Here is a 16954-nt window from a genome sequence, read left to right as displayed (position 1 = left end):
GGTTGACGCAGAATCATGACACATGGCCTGCACTTCTCGCGACTCCAATGACGTTGCTCATAGCCATCCGCCCTCACAGCCATCCAGAGCCGAGAGGCCATGCCTTGGGAATCGAGACACGCCCGCCACTCCCACTTGCAAGGAGCTTCACACCCAGACTGCCAGGCTGGGGGTAGAGGCGACTGCTGAGGCTGAAGCGCCCGTTTTCGTCGAACACCTCGATGGACGAGCGATCGAGGAACACCCGCAGTTCCAGTCGCTCTTGTGTCGGGTCTATCGACACGCTACGTTGACCTGTGACTTGCGCACCCGAGCGGCTGCGGTCAAGCACCAGCCGCTGCAGTGACGCATCGTAGTAGAGCAGCGTTTCTTCCTGGCCATCGACGCTGCAGCGCAAGGCGATTCCCAAGTGGCCGTCGGTACAGCCGTGCACATCCAGATGCACATGGATTTCGAGCATGTCGCCATACACTTCCGGCACCCACCGGGTTCCCGACTCCTCCCACCACGGCGTACTCGGCAATAGAGTCATGCGCAGAGCGGTGAGCTCTCGTGCCGGATACACTCGGAGGCGATCTGCGCACAGTTCAAGTTCGCGTGGCAATCCGAGCATGCCGCACCAGTGATGGGCCTGGCTCGGCATCGGGCTTTCCCACATGTCGAGCCACGCCCACACAAGGCGCCGACCATCGGCAGCCAATAGCGTCTGCGCTGCATAGAAGTCGTGGCCATTGTCCAACTCGATAAAAGGCCCGCCGGTGAAGTTCCACTCGTTGTCGAGTCGGCCTACTCGGTAACCAGTCTGGTACTTGTTGAGCCGTTTGTAACCTTGGGAGGGCATACCTTGGGGGGAGTACAACAGCACATCGCATCCGTTCAGTCGAAACAGATCCGGGCACTCCCACATATAGCCATCACCCTCCCTGCCACCGGATACATAGTTAAGGAACTCCCAGACGCGCAGATCCGTGGAACGGTACAGTGGGAGCAGCGGCAGATCGCCCAGACGTGCGCCGGCAATGAGGTACCAATAGTCATCCTCCTGCCATACCTTGGGGTCACGAAAGTGCATGATCGCGTCTTGCGGCGCGGTCTCGATGACGGCGCCGTGCTTGACGAATCGGATGCCATCGATGCTGGTGGCCAGGCACTGGACTTGACGGATGAAGCGTTCATCACCCACTTCCCCCAGCCAGGTGTGTCCGGTGTAGATCAGTGCCAAGGTATCTCCGCACACCACCGCGCTACCGGAAAAACAACCGTCACGATCGAAGTCATCGCCGGGTGCCAGCGCAATGGGCAGGTGCTGCCAATGAACCAGATCGGCACTCTTGGCATGCCCCCAATACATCGGGCCCCATTTCGCGTCGAAGGGGTAATGTTGATAGAACACGTGATATTCGCCACGAAAGTACACTACCCCGTTAGGATCGTTCATCCAGCCTGCCGGGGGGGCAATATGATAACCGGGTCGATAATCGTGGATGACGCGAGTCAGACCATCACTGAGCGCATGCTGCGCAAGGTCAAGGGCGGAAGACATTGGGTCGTTCATAGGATTCAAATACACAGTCATAGGGCACCTGCTCGTGCCGAGCGCAGAGAGACGCCATCCGGAAGGGTTTCAATGGCTTTTGGGTGGCGCCTCAAGGCCGTGCCCTCGGCGTCGAACAGGTGCAGGTTGTCAATGTCCAGCTGCAGTTCGACCCGATCGCCCACCCGCCATCCGGCGTTGACCTCACAGCGACAGATCAATGGGTCCTCCTGACCTGTCTCGAGGTGCACATAGGTTTCACTGCCCAGGTATTCGACCCCGGTCACGACGACGCCGGCAGTTCCCTGCGCCGCTTTGAGCGACACGTGTTCCGGGCGAATTCCCAGGCTCAGCGGGGCCTCCGCCGCCAGGTTCGAGCTGTCGAAGGGCAGGGAGGTCATACCCAAAACGGGAGTATCGACCAGGCTGGTTTCGCCTGGAGCACGCAGGCGCGCCGTCAGAAAGTTCATTCTGGGGGAACCGAGAAAACCGGCGACAAAGCGGCTCGTTGGGCGTTCATAGAGTTCGCGCGGTGAGCCGACCTGCTCTACGCGACCGCCATTGAGCACAACAATTTTGTCGGCCAGGGTCATCGCTTCCACTTGATCGTGAGTGACGTAGATCATGGTCGAGCCCAGTCGATCATGCAGCCGGGCGATTTCGTTGCGCATCTGCACCCGCAAGGATGCATCCAGATTGGAGAGCGGCTCATCGAACAACAAAATGTCCGGCTCACGCGCCATGGCTCTGCCCATTGCCACACGCTGGCGCTGCCCTCCAGACAGTTCTTTTGGCTTGCGTTGCAGCAGTTTGTCCAACTGAAGGATTTGCGCGGTTTTCAGCACGCGCTCACGCAGGCTGGTCTTTTCCGTCTTGGCCAGTTTGAGGCCAAAACTGATGTTGTCGTAGACGCTCATGTGCGGGTACAGCGCATAAGACTGAAACACCATGCCGACGCCACGCTCGCGCGGCTCCAGGTCGTTGACCCGACGCCCGTCGATCAGCAGGTCGCCGCCGCAGATCGAATCCAGTCCGGCGATCAGTCGTAGCAGGGTCGACTTTCCGCAGCCCGAAGGGCCGACGAACACCACGAATTCACCCGATGCGATTTCCAGGCTGACGTCGCGAAGAATCCGCGCGCCGCCCAATTGTTTGTTCACGTTGTCCAGTTTCAATTTGATCACGATGCTGTTCCTTGTCTTTGTTGGGCATCAACCCTTTAACGCGCCGGCAGTGAGACCGGAAACGATTCGGCGCTGGAAGATCAGCACCAGAATCACCAGTGGGACGGTGACCAGCACTGATGCGGCCATCAACAACCCCCAAGGCAACTCATGTGGGCTGCCGCCGGAAATCAACGCGATGGCGACCGGCACCGTGCGTTGTGTGTCGGTGAGGGTGAAGGTCAGGGCAAACAGGAATTCGTTCCAGGCGGCGATGAAAGCCAATAAGCCAGTGGTGACCAGTGCGGGCCAGAGCAGCGGCAACAACACGCGGGTCAGCGTGACCCATGGGGACGCGCCATCCATGATTGCCGCTTCTTCCAGTTCATGGGGCAGTTGGCCCATAAACGTGGTCAGCACCCAGACGGTGAAGGGCAGGGTGAAAATCGTGTAGCTCAAGATCAACGCCAAGGACGTGTTGTACAGACCCAGGGCGCGGATCACTTCGAACAGCCCCGACAGTACAGCGACTTGGGGAAACATCGACACGCCGAGAACCATCATCAATACCGTGCCACGTCCACGGAATTTCACCCTGCCCAAGGCATAGGCGGCGGTCAGGCTGAGGAACAGCGCCAGCGTCACCACGCAAAGCGCAACCACCAGCGAGTTACCGATAGCCCGCAGGAATGAGGCTTGGTGGAGTACCGACGCGTAATTGGAGAAGTCGGGGTTTTCGATCCAGTAGCTCACCTCGAACAAGGCACTGGACGGCTTTAGCGAAGTCACGATGGCGTAGTAGAAAGGGAAGACCGCATACAGCAGCAACACCCCGATCAGACACCAGAATCCGAGGCGCCACAGCGCTTTTTTCAGTAGGCGCTGGTTCATGACCGAACCTCCAGTTGACGGCGTCCGAGGTAGAGATAAAGCATGGCGATGACCGCAACCACCAGAAACAGCAGCGTCGAGGCCGCGCTGCCATAGCCAACGTCCTGGAACTCCACCAGGTGCTGACGGGCATAGACCGACATACTCATGGTGCTCGAAGAGTTCGAGGTCAGCACATAGATGACGTCGAATACCCGCAGGGAATCGAGGATGCGGAAGATCGCCGCCACCAGCAATGCGGGCATCAGCAGGGGAAACGTGACACGCCAGAACACCTTCAGCGGATGAATGCCATCGACCCTGGCCGCTTCGTAGCAATCGCTCGGCAACATCTGCAAGGCCGCCAGCATCAGCAGCGTGACAAAAGGGACGGTCTTCCAGACGTCGACGATGATCACCGCCCACATCGACAGGTCTGCATCGGCCGTCCAGGCCAGGGGCGCGTCAATCAGGCCGAGACTCAGCATCATGTGATTGATGATGCCGAACTGGTCGTTGAGCATCCATGACCAGATCTTCGCCGAGACAATGGTGGGAATCGCCCAGGGAATCAGAATCAACGCGCGCACCAGAGAGCGGCCGGTGAACTTGATGTTCAGCAGCAACGCCACCAGCAGCCCCAATACGACTTCCAGGCCCACTGACACCACGGTGAAATGCAAGGTGTTGCGCACCGCGTTCCACCATTGCGGATCGACCAGGATGCCCGACCAGCTGGAGCCGTTGTGGAACAGATAATTGCTCAAGCCGACGAAGGATCCGCCACTGGTATCCGACAGGCTGGCGTCGGTCAGGCTGAACCAGAATGTGCGCAGCAGCGGCCAGGCCGCCACCAGGGCCAGACACAGCAACATCGGCGTCAGAAACAGCCAGGCGGCGCGTACCCGGCGACGTTGTACGGGCGTTTCCCTGGTGAGCAGGAACTCGTCACAGGGATCATGGGTAGTAGAGACAGACATGGTGATTTCCTTCCTTGTGGCTTACCAGTTCCGGCGTTTGATGCGCGTGAGTTCGCTTTCCAGTTCGGCCAGCGCCTGATCGACAGGCAACTCGCCCGCCAGCACGCCATGCACTCGATCGAAGAACGCATTGGAGACTCGTGGATAGCGATCGGCGGTTATTGAGGCGGGGCGCATCACCCCATCGTTGAGAATGCTGTGCAACTGAGCGTAATAAGGCATTGCCGCGAGCAGTTCGGGATCCTGATACAGCGACTCGATCACCGGGTTATAGGCGGCAGCCAGAGCACGATGTTTTTGCTGTTGGGCACTGGTCAGGTAGCTCACCAGTTCTGCGGCAAGTTTTGGATGGGCGCTGTATCGCGACACCGCCAGGCCCCACCCACCGAGGGTGGAGGCATGGGTACCGGTCTTGCCGCCACGGGGCAGGGGAGCGACCCCGACCTTGTCTTTTACGGCACTGTCCTGGCTTTGTACCAAGGCCCAGACATAAGGCCAGTTACGCATGAACAGCGCATTTCCCGACTGGAATACGCCACGACCTTCTTCCTCGGTGTAGTTGAGTACGCCACGCGGGGAGATGTCACCCACCCAGCTTTTCGCCAGGGTCAAAGCCGTTCTTGAGGCTTGACTGTTGACCACGATGTCGCCGCGTGGGTTGATCATTGCGCCTTCCGGTTGGCTGCTGATCCATTCCAGCGCATTACACGTCAGACCCTCGTAGGCGCGCCCCTGAAAGATGTAACCCCACGCATTGGGGTTCCCGGCATTGCGCTCAGCCTGTTGAATATTCCTGGCGGTAGCAGTCATCTCCTCCCAGGTCTGGGGAACCTGCTGGTTGTACTTCTCGAGCAAGTCCTTGCGGTAATACAGCAGGCCCGAGTCGGTGAACCACGGCATCGTCACCAGCCGTCCGTTCACCGTGGCGTTATCCACCTGTGCCTGGAAGTAGCCTTGGGTCGCGTTGGCAGGAAGCACCTCACGCAGGTCCATCAAGTGTTTGGCCAGCATCCCTGGCCACACCATATCGATTTGAATGATGTCGATGTCGCTGGATTGCGCACTGAGGATCTGTTGATAGAACGACAACCTCTCGGTCGCCGAGTTAGGGGTGGAAACCACCTCGACGTTGTTGCCGGTCTGTTTCGACCACGCCTCGACAGCCTCCTTGCAGAGCTGCAACTCCGCACCCACCGCACCACACGAGATCGTTAAATCGGCTGCGCTCGAGAGGCATGGAAATCCGGCACAGAGGGTGAGTAGTGCGGCTGGAAGGAGAGATTTTAGCTGTTTCATAAAGCCCTCTTTATTTTTGTTTTTAGAAAAGTTAACGTTAACATCGCCAAATGTAGCAGCGTATTTGCGATGAGGCATCCTTTTTTTCGTCAATTTTGACAATTCACAATTAACGAAAAAAGGCCGCTCGCGGGAACGGAAAAATAAAAACAAAACAGGAAATTCACATGCAGAAAGCATCAAGCTGGCTACTCGCAGGCGTGCTCGGCACATCGGCGGCAACCTCTCAGGCCGCTACTTTGGAAGAACGCATGGCCGCGTTTGAAGCCCGTACCAGCGCAGCGGAAAAGCGTGCGGCCGCAGCCGAACAGCAAACCCAGGCACTCGCCAGGGAATTGCAGCAGATCAAACTTGCCACTGCTCCCTTGCAGCCCGCCGCATCTACTGCGGCAGTAATTTCAGCGCCCGCTTTGGATACCCGACTGACAAAACTCGAGGCCCGTCAGCAAAGCCTGGAGAAAGAGGCCAGTACCGGACACCTCACTGATGGGTTCAGCTTCAACGGCTACGCCCGCTCCGGATTGCTGATCAATGATCGGCTGGGTGGTGGTCGTGGCGGCCCTTATGAAACTCCTGCCGGTTCAGTCGGTGGTGCAGTCGGGCGACTCGGTAACGAGGACGACACCTACATGCGTATAGACCTGTCGAAAGAAATCTATGCGCAAAACGGCACCCGCTCCAAATTCACGGTCTCCATCGCCGATGGTGTGGAAAGTTCCAATGACTGGACGGCTGACGAAAGCAAACTGAACGTGCGCCAGGTATTCACAGCGCTTGACCATGTCGCTGCGTTCAAGGGCAATTCAGTGTTCGAGAACGCCACCCTGTGGGCAGGCAAGCGATTCGATAGAGATAATTTCGATATCCACTGGCTGGACTCGGACGTTGTCTATCTGGCCGGCACCGGGGGTGGAATCTACGATATGCAGATGAACAAGAATTGGCGTTCGAACTACTCTTTGATCGGGCGTAACTATGGGGATTTCAGTCAAGGCGATCTTAGTGCCGATGTGGAAAGCTACATCCTGACCTCCAACCAGTTCTTCGAGGATGGTCAGTGGCAGTGGATGTTCAATGCCATCGGCGCAAAGAAAAACGATTTCGCTACCCGCACCAATGCAGCGGGTTTGACGCCTGCGGATTCCGGCTTGCACAGCATGCTGGCCAATCACCAGAAAAACTTTTTCGGCAGAGAAGGCTTCTTCAAAACGGCGCTGCTCTATGGGCAAGGTCTGGGGGCAGAGGTCAAGAACATCGGCTCAGATGGCGAACTCATAGACGATGCCCGCGCTCTGCGTCTGGCACTTTACGGTGAGACACCCCTTGCGCCCGACTGGCGTATCGGCCCCAGCTTGCTGGCCGAACAGAGCAAGGATAGATACGTCAAGGGTGACGACTACCGCTGGCTGACCCTGAATGTGCGCTTGGCCAATAAAATCAACAGCAATTTCGAGATGGCCTACGAAATAAGCTGGCAAACCATGAACCTCGACCCGAAGGACTATCTACAACGTAATGCGGTCGACGGTAACTTTTGGAAATTCACTGTCGCCCCGACATTCAAACCTGAGGTTGGAGATCTTCTTACACGTCCCGAATTGCGAGTGTTCGCAAGCTTCATGAACTGGTCTTCGGATCTGGACAGTTTCAGTACCACAGACGCCTTTGGCATGACGGACTTCAAAGCCGGAGGTGTATGGCAATACGGTATACAAATGGAAACCTGGTTTTAATGTTTGAACGCGTCGGCCAACACGCCTTCAGCTCATCGATCCCTGCTTTTCACCAAGCGTATTGAGTAATTGATTACGGGTCAAAGCTGATCAACCAGCAGTTATCCCTACGACAAAAAATTGAGGAAATGACGATGGTATTGCCTCGCGCAGTAGTATTTGGCGAAGCCCTGACCGACCTTGTCCAAGGCATTCCTGGACAGTGGAAGGGCTACCCGGGTGGTGCTCCCTGGAACGTTGCACGAGCGCTAAGTCGCTTGGGTGTCAGCAGCGCTTTTGCTGGGTCTGTGAGCATGGATTCACTGGGTGACGAGATCGTTTCGCAGTCGCAAGCGGCAGCATTGGATATGAGGTTTATCCAACGGGTAGACCGAGATCCTTTGGTCGCCATCGTTCCATCGAGCCGTCCTCCACGATACTTTTTTGCTGGAGATGCCGATCTGTTTTTTGATCCGGATCTGATGCCCGAAGGATGGATCAATCAAGCAGAGCTGTGTCATTTCAGCTGCATCAGCTTGGCTCGACAGCCACTCGCAGACAGGCTGGTTAAAATTGCTCAGCAGGCCAAAGAAGCCGGTAAACGGATTAGCTATGATCCGAACTGGCGCAATTTAATGGATAGCCATTATCGGGAGCAGACCTTCCCTACGATGACCACCCTTGCTGACATGATCAAGCTTTCCGACGAAGACCTTCGGCAAATTTATCCAGGGCTGACAGAACGCCAGGCAATGGATGAGCTTCGCGCTCTTAATCCTCAGGCGCAGATCCTTGTTACCCGAGGGGAACACGGGATGATTCTCCACACCCCGGATAGCCAACTCGATCAGCCGGCTATTGCCGTGAAGGTGGAAGACACGGTTGGAGCAGGAGACGCTTGTATGGCTGGTTGGCTGGCTGCGGAGTTGCTGGGGATCGCAGACTTGAGAGAGCGCCTGCGATTTTCAGCAGCTTGTGCATCCATATCGTGCTGCCATGCCGGAGCCCATGCTCCTGCGCTAGCTGATGTAGAAGGTTTACTGAAGCTGCTAATACATACCTGACCGTGGTTGCCGGCGCTGCAAGCCGGGAGCCAAATTCAAGATAAATAAACTGCGCCGGCTGCTCGACGAAGTGGCACCAGACTCCGACCGGTGGTGCATCGATCCGCCTGCGGCAATGAATTTCTATGCGTTCAGTGCAATGATCGCGGCGGATGCGGTTTTGATTCTATTTTTGCGGATAGACAGCAATCGACCCAATATAGCCGATCACCTGTCTACGAAATCAGGGGCGATTCACGTCCCGAGTTCCAGTTATCGAGTGTCAGTTGTAGTCATATGAGCTTGATGACCACCTTGCCTTTGGCTCTGCCCCGTTCGACATGGCTCAATGCCTCAGCCGTTGACTCGAAAGGGAAAACTCGCTCGATCACAGGCGTGATAACTCCGGAGTCGACAAGTGCAGTGATTTTCTCCAATTGAGCACCGCTCGCACGCATGAACACGAACGCATATCTGACGTCCTTTTTGCGGGCTTTTCTGCGTATGCCGCTGCTTAACAGACGCATTACCCAACCCAATCCCCAGAACAGCTTTTGTTCTTTTGCGAACTCTGCCGTTGGTGGCCCAGAGATGGAGATAAGCTGGCCACCAGGCTTGAGAATGCTGAGTGATTTTTCAAGCTCTACAGGGCCGAGGCTGTTCAACACGACATCGTAGTCACGCAAGACGCTTTCGAAATTTTGCTGTTTGTAGTCGATGACGACGTCGGCTCCTAACGCTTTGACCCAATCCACGTTATTTGTGCTGGTGGTCGTGGCAACGAATGCCCCCAGATGCTTTGCAAGCTGGATGGCAATTGTGCCGACACCACCGGAACCCGCGTGGATAAAGACTTTTTGCCCCTTTTTCAACCGGGCTGTTTCAACCAGCACCTGCCAGGCGGTCAACGCAACCAAGGGAAGAGAAGCCGCTTCTTCCATAGTGAGATTTTTGGGTTTGAGCGCGAGGGCACTTTGCTCCACCGCAATCAGCTCGGCGAAGGTGCCAATGCGCGATTCAGGTGGGCGTGCATAGACTTCGTCACCCGGCTTGAAGTGGTGTACGCCCGACCCCACGCGAACCACAACGCCAGCCAGGTCATTACCCATAATCAACGGGAATGAGTACGGCAGGATCAGCTTGAATTCACCTTTGGCAATCTTCGAATCCAGGACATTGACGCTACTGGCATGCACTTTAACCAGGACGTCGTTGATTCCAGGTTCAGGTTCCGCTACCTCGCCAATACGTCCGTGACGCTTGCCGTAACGGTCGATCAAGAAAGCTTTCATGATTCAGTTCTCATGGTTTCAATGGGATGGCAGCATGCGCAACCCAGCGTGCTGCTTTAAGGTGAGCCGAAGGTGCTCAGCCATTCAAGAATGCCGTCGCTCTCGTCACGAAATCAGCGTGATATTGGAAGATCCCGCCATGACCCGCATCCTGGTAAATGATCAGTTGTGAATTTGGAATACGGTTTGCCAACGCCGCAGAGTTCACAGTGGGAACCATGATGTCGTTATCACCGTTTACGATCAGCGTAGGTATCTGGATACGGCCGAGATCCTGTGGCGGTTGCCGGCCCCAGGCGTGAATCGCCTTCAGTTGCCGCATGAAGGCGCCAGGCGCTGGTTTTTTGTTTCGGTCTTTATCACGCTCCTTCAGGCGAACTAAAAAATCCCTGGCAGCTTTTCGCCCATTGGCCGTAGCGGTGAAGAAGAGGTATAACTTTGGGTCGCGCAATGTCAGGAGCCCCTTGAGCATCAACGGCCACGATACTGACCACACCTTGTCGATACCTTGGCCGCCCGCGGGCCCGGTACCGGTCAGAATGAGTTTGCGCACCAGCTCTGGGGCTCTCAGCGCAATGTCCTGTGCGACGAACCCACCCAACGAAAAACCCAGCAGGTCGACTTTTTCGAATCCCAGAGCGCGGATCATGGCGATGGTATCGTTCGCCATCTCGCTGACGGTCAAAGGGGCGTTTCCACCAGAGGCGCCGATTCCCCGATAGTCAGTGGCAATGATTCGCCGGGTGCGGGCAAGTCCATCGACGATGCGTGGGTCGAAGTTATCCAGGACTGCGCCCCAATGATTCAACAGAACGAGCGGCACCCCGTCTCTCGGCCCCACGTCCCGGTAGGCAAATACTGTTCCTTCGACAGTCACCCGCTGGTTCGCGGCGCAGACGAACTGCGCTGGCAATCCAAGGTCACGATTTGTGGCTTCAACGATCATGTGCACACCGTGCCCTGATGAGGGGGGATGAGTGAATGCAAGAAAATCTGCAGCAAGCGCCTTTTCATCCAGGAATGCGTATCAGCGCTTGCAGCGTGACAATCACGCCTGCGCTTGATAACGCTCGGCGACTACAGATTGGCGAATCTCTGAAAGCAAACCTTGGCGGGCAGCCTGCAGAGCCTCCCAACGGGCGGCGTCTTGTAACGGCGGAATGGTCACCGGCTCGCGACGATCAAAACCGACCAGTGCAGCATCGACCATCTCGTCCACGCCCATCACTTCGCTCAGGGTATTGATATCGATGCCCGCACGTTCCCAGATTTCCGTGCGGGTGGCCGCGGGGAGAACAGCTTGCACGTAGACGCCTTTTGGCGAGAGCTCAAGGCTCAGACCCTGCGATAGAAACAGGACAAACGCCTTGGTCGCGCCGTAGACGCTCATCCCGAATTCCGGTGCCAGTCCCACGACCGAGCCAATGTTGATAATCGCGCCATTACCGGCTTGTGCCAGGCGTGGAGCGATTGCGCTGGCGAGTCGCACCAGTGCGGTGGTGTTGAGCGCGACCAGGTTGGCAACGCTGTCTGTGGATTGCTCTACGAAGCTGCCGGATTGGGCGGCTCCGGCATTATTCACAAGGATGCCGATATTGGCGTCATCACGCAGGCGGGCTTCGACAGTCGTCAAATCACTGGTTTGAGTCAGGTCAGCCTGGATAAGGTCAATGGAAACGTCATATTTCTCACGCAGCCGGGAGGAAAGTGCGTCCAACCGGCTTTTGTCGCGGGCAACCAACACCAGGTTGTGCCCGCGTTTGGCGAAGCGCTCGGCGTAAGTGGCGCCAATGCCAGTCGAGGCGCCGGTGATGAGTACGGTTTCAGGGAGGCTCATAATCAGATGCTCTTGAATGGTTGTCGATAAGCGATTGAGTTTTTACGACTGTTCAGCCCTGCGCGGAGCTGGACTCGGCAAGCGTGGGGTAGTCGATGTAGCCCGCAGCACCGCCGCCATACAGCGTCGTTGGATCAAATGCGGATAAAGGCGCATCAGCCTTGAGTCGCTCTGCCAAATCAGGGTTGCCAACAAACGGACGCCCGAAAGCAATGAGGTCGGCTTTGTCTTCTTTCAGTGCCGAGGTAGCCAGATTCAGGTCGTAGCCATTGTTGGCGATGTAGGTGTTTTTGAAGCGTCGGCGCAGGGAACCAAAATCGAAAGGGGCGACGTCGCGCGGCCCACCCGTGGCACCTTCAACCACATGCAGGTAAACCAGGCCCAAGGCATCGAGCTGATCGACCACGTAGTCAAATTGCTGCTGCGGATCACTGCTTGAAACGCCGTTGGCAGGTGACACTGGGGAAATACGAACGCCCGTTCGATCAGCACCGATCTCGTCCACCACGGCAGCACTGACTTCGAGCAGCAAGCGAGCACGGTTTTCAACCGAGCCACCGTAGGCATCAGTGCGAATGTTGGAGCCGTCCTTGAGGAACTGATCCAGCAAATAGCCGTTTGCGCCATGGATCTCTACGCCATCGAATCCCGCGACGATGGCGTTCGCCGCCGCTTGGCGAAAATCATTGACGATCCCGGGAATCTCGCTGATATCAAGCGCTCGCGGCTCTGAAACGTCCACGAAGCTATTATTGACGAACACTTTGGTCGCGGGACGGAGGGCGGAAGGTGCTACCGGAGCGGCACCGTTCTCCTGCAGGTCAACGTGCGATACGCGTCCGACATGCCACAACTGCAGGAAAATTCGTCCACCTTTTGCGTGGACGGCATCGGTGACCTTGCGCCAGCCATCGATCTGCGCCTGCGTGTAGATACCGGGCGTATCCTGATAGCCCTGTCCCTGCTGCGAGACCTGCGAGGCTTCGGAGATCAACAGGCCTGTAGAGGTCCTCTGGCTGTAATAGGTTGCAGCGAACTCGCTCGGGACGAGGCCTTCTCCCGCACGGTTACGCGTCAGCGGAGCCATCACGATTCTGTTGGAAAGTGTCAGCGAACCGAGCGTGTACGGCTCAAACAACGTCTTATCGTTCATTTCGTTTCCATACTCGTTGATCAGTGGAGGCGACATGCGCCGTGCCAGGGAATATTCGTGTTGGCGCTTTTATGATGTCGACCGTACTCAAAACTGTCAATGCTTTTGATTATGATCGACATCAGAGTATGATCAGGGCATTGCTTTGAGATGCAGAGGCGCAGGAAATGAAGATCACCAAGGCACAATCACTCGCCAATAGAGCTCACATCGTTGAGACGGCTTCAGTGCTGTTTCGCGAGCGTGGCTACGATGGCGTGGGGGTGGCTGAACTCATGGCCGCAGCCGGGTTTACGCAAGGCGGTTTCTACAAGCACTTCGGCTCCAAGGCTGATTTGATGGCTGAAGCGGCAGCGAACAGTCTTTCGCATTCGCTGAACAGTTCCGAAGGTCTCGACGTTGCTGAGTTCATCGATTTGTATGTGTCGAGGGATCACCGAGACGGCAGGGGCAGCGGTTGCACCATGGCTGCCCTTTGTGGAGACGCTGCGCGTCAATCAGATGAGTTGAAAGCCACCTTTGCCAGCGGGGTAGAAAGCACGCTGGCAGCGCTCGAAGAAAAGTACAAAGCGAGGCAAGACGCGCCGCAGGATGGGGTGCGGGCAAAAATGATCGACATGCTGGCGCATGCAATCGGTGCGGTTATGTTGTCGCGCGCCTGCCCGGATGATTCTTCTCTGGCTGATGAAATACTCGAGGTTTGCCACGCTGAAATAATTGCGTCATTGCCGTTGTCGCCAGTCAGCCAGGGCGCTGATCGCGGATTCGAGGGCTGATTCAAGCGTATTGGTTTGTCACCTGGCCGTGACTCGTGAGTTCGTCAAACTGTCCCACCAACAACAGCAATCGATAATGCCCGGAAAGATTCGGCACCTGGCTCGGGTGGGCATTCATCGCAAGCGGCAAAAACAACTCCAACATGGCCATACAACATGCACCCGTTACGAGAAAGCCTGCACAACGAACTACACGCGCGCCCGTCACTGTATTTCGATGAGCCGGCCCATGTGTTTCATCTGGCCTTCCTCGGCAGCGATCAGGCGTGCAATGCATTCCTTGAACAATGCTGCCTTGGCACCCTCGACCTGAATGCCGCCCAAGGCATTACCCAACTCGATGGCCATGCACTGAAATGGGAGCGCCATGCCGAGTTTTTCACCCTGACACTGGTGGTCACTTCATCCTCTGATGACCTGTCCTGGACAACGCTGCCCGAGGTGCTGGCGTCAAAGGTTGAAGTGCATTTGCCGGCCCTGATCAACTCGGTGCAGATTGTCGTGCGTGGTGAAACCGGCCTGGATCTGTCCCGGTACGGCTTCAAGGATCCGAGCGGTTCGTGCGTGGGCGGTGGCGATGCCATGGTCTGGAGTGATTTTCGCCTGAGCGAGGAGGGCAACAACCACATGTTGTTCGTCAACCGGCGCCTGAATGCCTACCGCCAGGGCCGGATGATACGCCGCCTGCTGGAAATCGAGACCTACAGGATGATGGCCTCGTTATCCTTGACCATGGCCAAAGACTTGAGCGCGCAGCTCGATGTTTTCGACAAGACCCTGGTCACCCTTTCCGAACGCAACGCCGACCCGCACGGCAGCAATGCGAAAGCCCTGCTTGCGGATATCTCCAACCTGTCTGCGCAAGTGGTGAGCAGCGCTGCGAAAACCCGGCACCGCTTCAGTGCCACGCAAGCCTATGCGCAATTGGTGTTCGAACGTCTGGGTGAGCTGCGCGAAAGTCACGTAGGTGATTGCCAACGCCTGGGCGTATTTATCGAGCGCCGTTTCAAACCTACCGTCAGGTACTGCACCGCCACCGAACAGCGCCTGGAGCACCTGGCCGAAAGCGTGGCCAACCTGGGCGATCTGTTACAAGCACGGGTTCAGGTCGAGATGGAGGAACAGAACTCGGAAATCCTGAAAAGCCTGAATGCCCGCGCCGATGCCCAGATCAAGATCCAGCGCGCAGTGGAGGGGTTGTCGATTATTGCCATTACCTACTACCTGCTCAGTTTGCTCAAGCTGGGTTACTCAGGGGTGCACCTGCTTGGCGTTGAGGTGGCCCCGCGAGAGGCCATGCTGGTCATGGCACCGCTCGCGATCGGTATTCTTGCGTTGATCGTGCTGCGTATCAGGAAAGTCAAAGAGCATTGAGGTGATGGCCTGCGATGTCGTTGCAGCGTATCAATGACGCCGCGGATGGCTCGTTCTGTTTTTGTTTCGTGCCGCTGGACGATTTCCCCAGTTAGTAAACCGCGCATACGGCGACATCTGCAATTAACCCCGGTGGTTGAGTTTTGACGGGGGCGCGGAATGTATCGGGTGACACACCAGGACAGGTATTGCTTCGTCAAGTGCAGGTACGGGTGACGAGTACGCTGATCGATCAGCGGAAAAGATGTCGTTTCAGCTGTGCCGATTCGGGCGCAGTCTTGAGGGCATTCAGCTAAGTCTGAACGCGTCGATCTAGTGGCCTTGAAGAGGGTAAGGGCGGGATGTTTACCCGCCCTCCATTGTTTAACTCCGCACGAAAGCGAGCAGATCGACGTTAATCGTATCGGCGTTGGTTGTAGGCATTCCATGCGGGAAGCCCGGGTAGATTTTCAGCGTACTGTGTTGCAGGAGTTTGGCCGACAGAACCCCGGAATTTTCATAAGGCACGATCTGGTCATCATCACCATGCATCACCAGGACGGGAATCTTGATGCTCTTCAAATCTTCGGTGAAGTCGGTCTGAGAAAAAGCCACGATCCCGTCATAGTGTGCCTTTGCACAGCCCATCATGCCTTGCCGCCACCAGTTCCAGATGATGCCCTCAGACGGTTTTGCACCTGGGCGGTTGTAGCCGTAAAAAGGTCCCGCTGGAACGTTGTGGTAGAACTGTGCGCGGTTGGCCTTCAGTTGTGCCTGCAGGTCGTCGAACACTGACTTAGGCAGGCCGCCAGGATTACTCGGGGTCTGGACCATCAGCGGTGGGACGGCACTGATGATGGCGGCCTTCGACACTCGGTCTTCGCCGTGGCGCGCGATGTAATGAACGACTTCACCCCCGCCGGTGGAGTGGCCGACATGGACTGCGCCTTGTACGCCGAGGTGATCAACCACGGCCGCGACGTCGTCAGCATAGTGATCCATGTCGTGTCCGTCCCAGACCTGACTGGAGCGCCCGTGACCACGTCGGTCGTGTGCAACAACCCGGTAGCCGTTGGCCAGGAAAAAGAGCATTTGCGCGTCCCAATCGTCCGCGCTCAGTGGCCATCCATGATGGAAAAAAATGACCTGGGCATCGCGCGGGCCCCAGTCTTTGTAAAAGATTTCAACACCGTCTCGCGTAGTGACATACCCCATGTTCGCATCTCCTGAATGAAGTGAAGGCCTGAACCGAATCGTGTTTCGATCAAGGCCCTGAATGAACAAAGTGCAGCCCATCCAATAGGCGGTTCAGAGGGCGTGTTTCTGGATGGGTTTCCGTTTGCCCCCTGAGTTCCATGACGGCTTAGCTACCCATTGCACCCGAGCCGCTTGGCCGCCCGAAGACTCTAGGTTTAAAGTCAACTTTAAGGTCAATGGATTTTTTGAGGTGGAATATGAGAATAGGCGAACTGGCGAAAATCAGCGGGTTGGCGCCTTCACGCATCCGCTTCTACGAAGCGAGCGGCCTGATCAAGTCGGTCGAGCGTAAAGCCAATGGCTATCGGGATTATGCGCCTGACACCCAGTGGGTTCTGGAGATCATCACCGGCGCGCAGGCGGCGGGCTTTTCATTGGAAGAAATCCGCCAATTGATGCCGATGAATGCGAGTGGTTGGCAGCACGAAGAGTTGCTCAGTGGCCTCAAGCAAAAGGTTGAGGAAATCGAAGTCCTGCAGCAGCGGTTGGCCCAGAACAAGGCGCAGCTTCTGCTGGTCATCAAGGGCATCGAGGGTAAGCCCGAGGGCATGGCGTGTGCGGACAATGCGCGATTGCTGTTGCATCGTCTGCGCGATGAGGGGGTGGCAGCCACTTCAGGCCGCCGTGATGCAGTGTCTTCCAGGAAAAAAACAGCCCGTCAGGCCTCCGAAGCCTGACAGGCGCAACA

At 56.7% G+C, this 16954-nt stretch carries 15 protein-coding genes and 1 pseudogene; 6 read left to right on the top strand and 10 right to left on the bottom strand.

Annotated elements, in window-relative coordinates; translation table 11 throughout:
• Window positions 1-73 precede the first annotated feature (73 nt).
• From AB7M25_RS15525 to AB7M25_RS15505, 5 genes are read right to left on the bottom strand one after another with little or no spacing between them, the layout of a single operon-like run.
• Window positions 74-1576: a glycoside hydrolase family 32 protein gene (locus tag AB7M25_RS15525; protein ID WP_454237575.1), complete on the bottom strand. Its 1503-nt coding sequence runs from the start codon at window positions 1574-1576 to the stop codon at window positions 74-76.
• Window positions 1573-2718, bottom strand: coding sequence for an ABC transporter ATP-binding protein (locus AB7M25_RS15520; RefSeq protein ID WP_429385240.1), 1146 nt, complete (start codon window positions 2716-2718; stop codon window positions 1573-1575). The genes AB7M25_RS15525 and AB7M25_RS15520 overlap by 4 nt, the downstream gene beginning before the upstream one ends.
• A 27-nt stretch (window positions 2719-2745) precedes the next feature.
• Window positions 2746-3588, bottom strand: coding sequence for a carbohydrate ABC transporter permease (locus tag AB7M25_RS15515; protein ID WP_429385238.1), 843 nt, complete (start codon window positions 3586-3588; stop codon window positions 2746-2748).
• The gene (locus tag AB7M25_RS15510) at window positions 3585-4547 is read right to left on the bottom strand and encodes a carbohydrate ABC transporter permease (protein ID WP_429385237.1); all 963 of its coding nucleotides are present in this window, start codon (window positions 4545-4547) and stop codon (window positions 3585-3587) included. The genes AB7M25_RS15515 and AB7M25_RS15510 overlap by 4 nt, the downstream gene beginning before the upstream one ends.
• A 21-nt stretch (window positions 4548-4568) precedes the next feature.
• Complete coding sequence (locus tag AB7M25_RS15505) at window positions 4569-5843, bottom strand: ABC transporter substrate-binding protein (RefSeq protein WP_204931554.1); 1275 nt, start codon at window positions 5841-5843, stop codon at window positions 4569-4571.
• Window positions 5844-6010: 167 nt separating this feature from the next.
• Between AB7M25_RS15505 and AB7M25_RS15500 the strand changes: the two genes are divergently transcribed.
• The 3 genes and pseudogenes from AB7M25_RS15500 to AB7M25_RS15490 form a co-directional block, all read left to right on the top strand.
• Window positions 6011-7576 carry a carbohydrate porin gene (locus tag AB7M25_RS15500; RefSeq protein ID WP_429518181.1) on the top strand — a complete coding sequence of 522 codons (1566 nt, stop codon included), beginning with the start codon at window positions 6011-6013 and terminating at the stop codon, window positions 7574-7576.
• A gap of 134 nt (window positions 7577-7710) precedes the next feature.
• Window positions 7711-8619 (top strand): carbohydrate kinase family protein, encoded by a 909-nt coding sequence (locus tag AB7M25_RS15495; protein WP_429385233.1) that lies wholly within the window; start codon window positions 7711-7713, stop codon window positions 8617-8619.
• A gap of 28 nt (window positions 8620-8647) precedes the next feature.
• A pseudogene (locus AB7M25_RS15490) lies at window positions 8648-8791 on the top strand (ParA family protein); the annotation flags it as partial.
• A 100-nt stretch (window positions 8792-8891) separates the two neighbouring features.
• Here AB7M25_RS15490 and AB7M25_RS15485 read toward each other — a convergent pair.
• From AB7M25_RS15485 to AB7M25_RS15470, 4 genes are all read right to left on the bottom strand, one after another.
• Complete coding sequence (locus AB7M25_RS15485) at window positions 8892-9890, bottom strand: NADP-dependent oxidoreductase (RefSeq protein ID WP_454237574.1); 999 nt, start codon at window positions 9888-9890, stop codon at window positions 8892-8894.
• A 76-nt stretch (window positions 9891-9966) separates the two neighbouring features.
• Window positions 9967-10836, bottom strand: coding sequence for an alpha/beta fold hydrolase (locus tag AB7M25_RS15480; protein ID WP_454237573.1), 870 nt, complete (start codon window positions 10834-10836; stop codon window positions 9967-9969).
• A 102-nt stretch (window positions 10837-10938) separates the two neighbouring features.
• Complete coding sequence (locus AB7M25_RS15475) at window positions 10939-11727, bottom strand: SDR family NAD(P)-dependent oxidoreductase (protein ID WP_454237572.1); 789 nt, start codon at window positions 11725-11727, stop codon at window positions 10939-10941.
• A 52-nt stretch (window positions 11728-11779) separates the two neighbouring features.
• Entirely contained in the window at window positions 11780-12880 is a 1101-nt protein-coding gene (locus tag AB7M25_RS15470; protein ID WP_429518189.1) for an alkene reductase, read from the bottom strand.
• Window positions 12881-13047: 167 nt separating this feature from the next.
• Here AB7M25_RS15470 and AB7M25_RS15465 point away from each other — a divergent pair, with 167 nt between their 5' ends.
• Together AB7M25_RS15465 and AB7M25_RS15460 are read left to right on the top strand one after the other, a co-directional pair.
• On the top strand, window positions 13048-13656 hold the full coding sequence (locus AB7M25_RS15465) for a TetR/AcrR family transcriptional regulator (RefSeq protein WP_429518191.1): 609 nt from the start codon (window positions 13048-13050) through the stop codon (window positions 13654-13656).
• A gap of 156 nt (window positions 13657-13812) precedes the next feature.
• Window positions 13813-15030 (top strand): DUF3422 domain-containing protein, encoded by a 1218-nt coding sequence (locus AB7M25_RS15460; protein WP_454237571.1) that lies wholly within the window; start codon window positions 13813-13815, stop codon window positions 15028-15030.
• A 363-nt stretch (window positions 15031-15393) separates the two neighbouring features.
• Here the strand turns inward: AB7M25_RS15460 and AB7M25_RS15455 are convergent, their stop codons facing one another.
• Window positions 15394-16224, bottom strand: a complete 831-nt coding sequence (locus AB7M25_RS15455; RefSeq protein ID WP_454237570.1) for an alpha/beta fold hydrolase — start codon at window positions 16222-16224, stop codon at window positions 15394-15396.
• 239 nt (window positions 16225-16463) lie between these two features.
• Here AB7M25_RS15455 and AB7M25_RS15450 point away from each other — a divergent pair, with 239 nt between their 5' ends.
• A complete protein-coding gene (locus AB7M25_RS15450; protein ID WP_454237569.1) occupies window positions 16464-16943 on the top strand; it encodes a MerR family transcriptional regulator in 480 nt (159 codons plus the stop codon).
• Window positions 16944-16954 lie beyond the last annotated feature (11 nt).

This window comes from Pseudomonas sp. AP3_22 TE3818, from assembly GCF_053628995.1.
The sequence above is the reverse complement of the archived record's forward strand: the minus strand, read 5'-3'. Positions and strand labels throughout refer to the sequence as shown.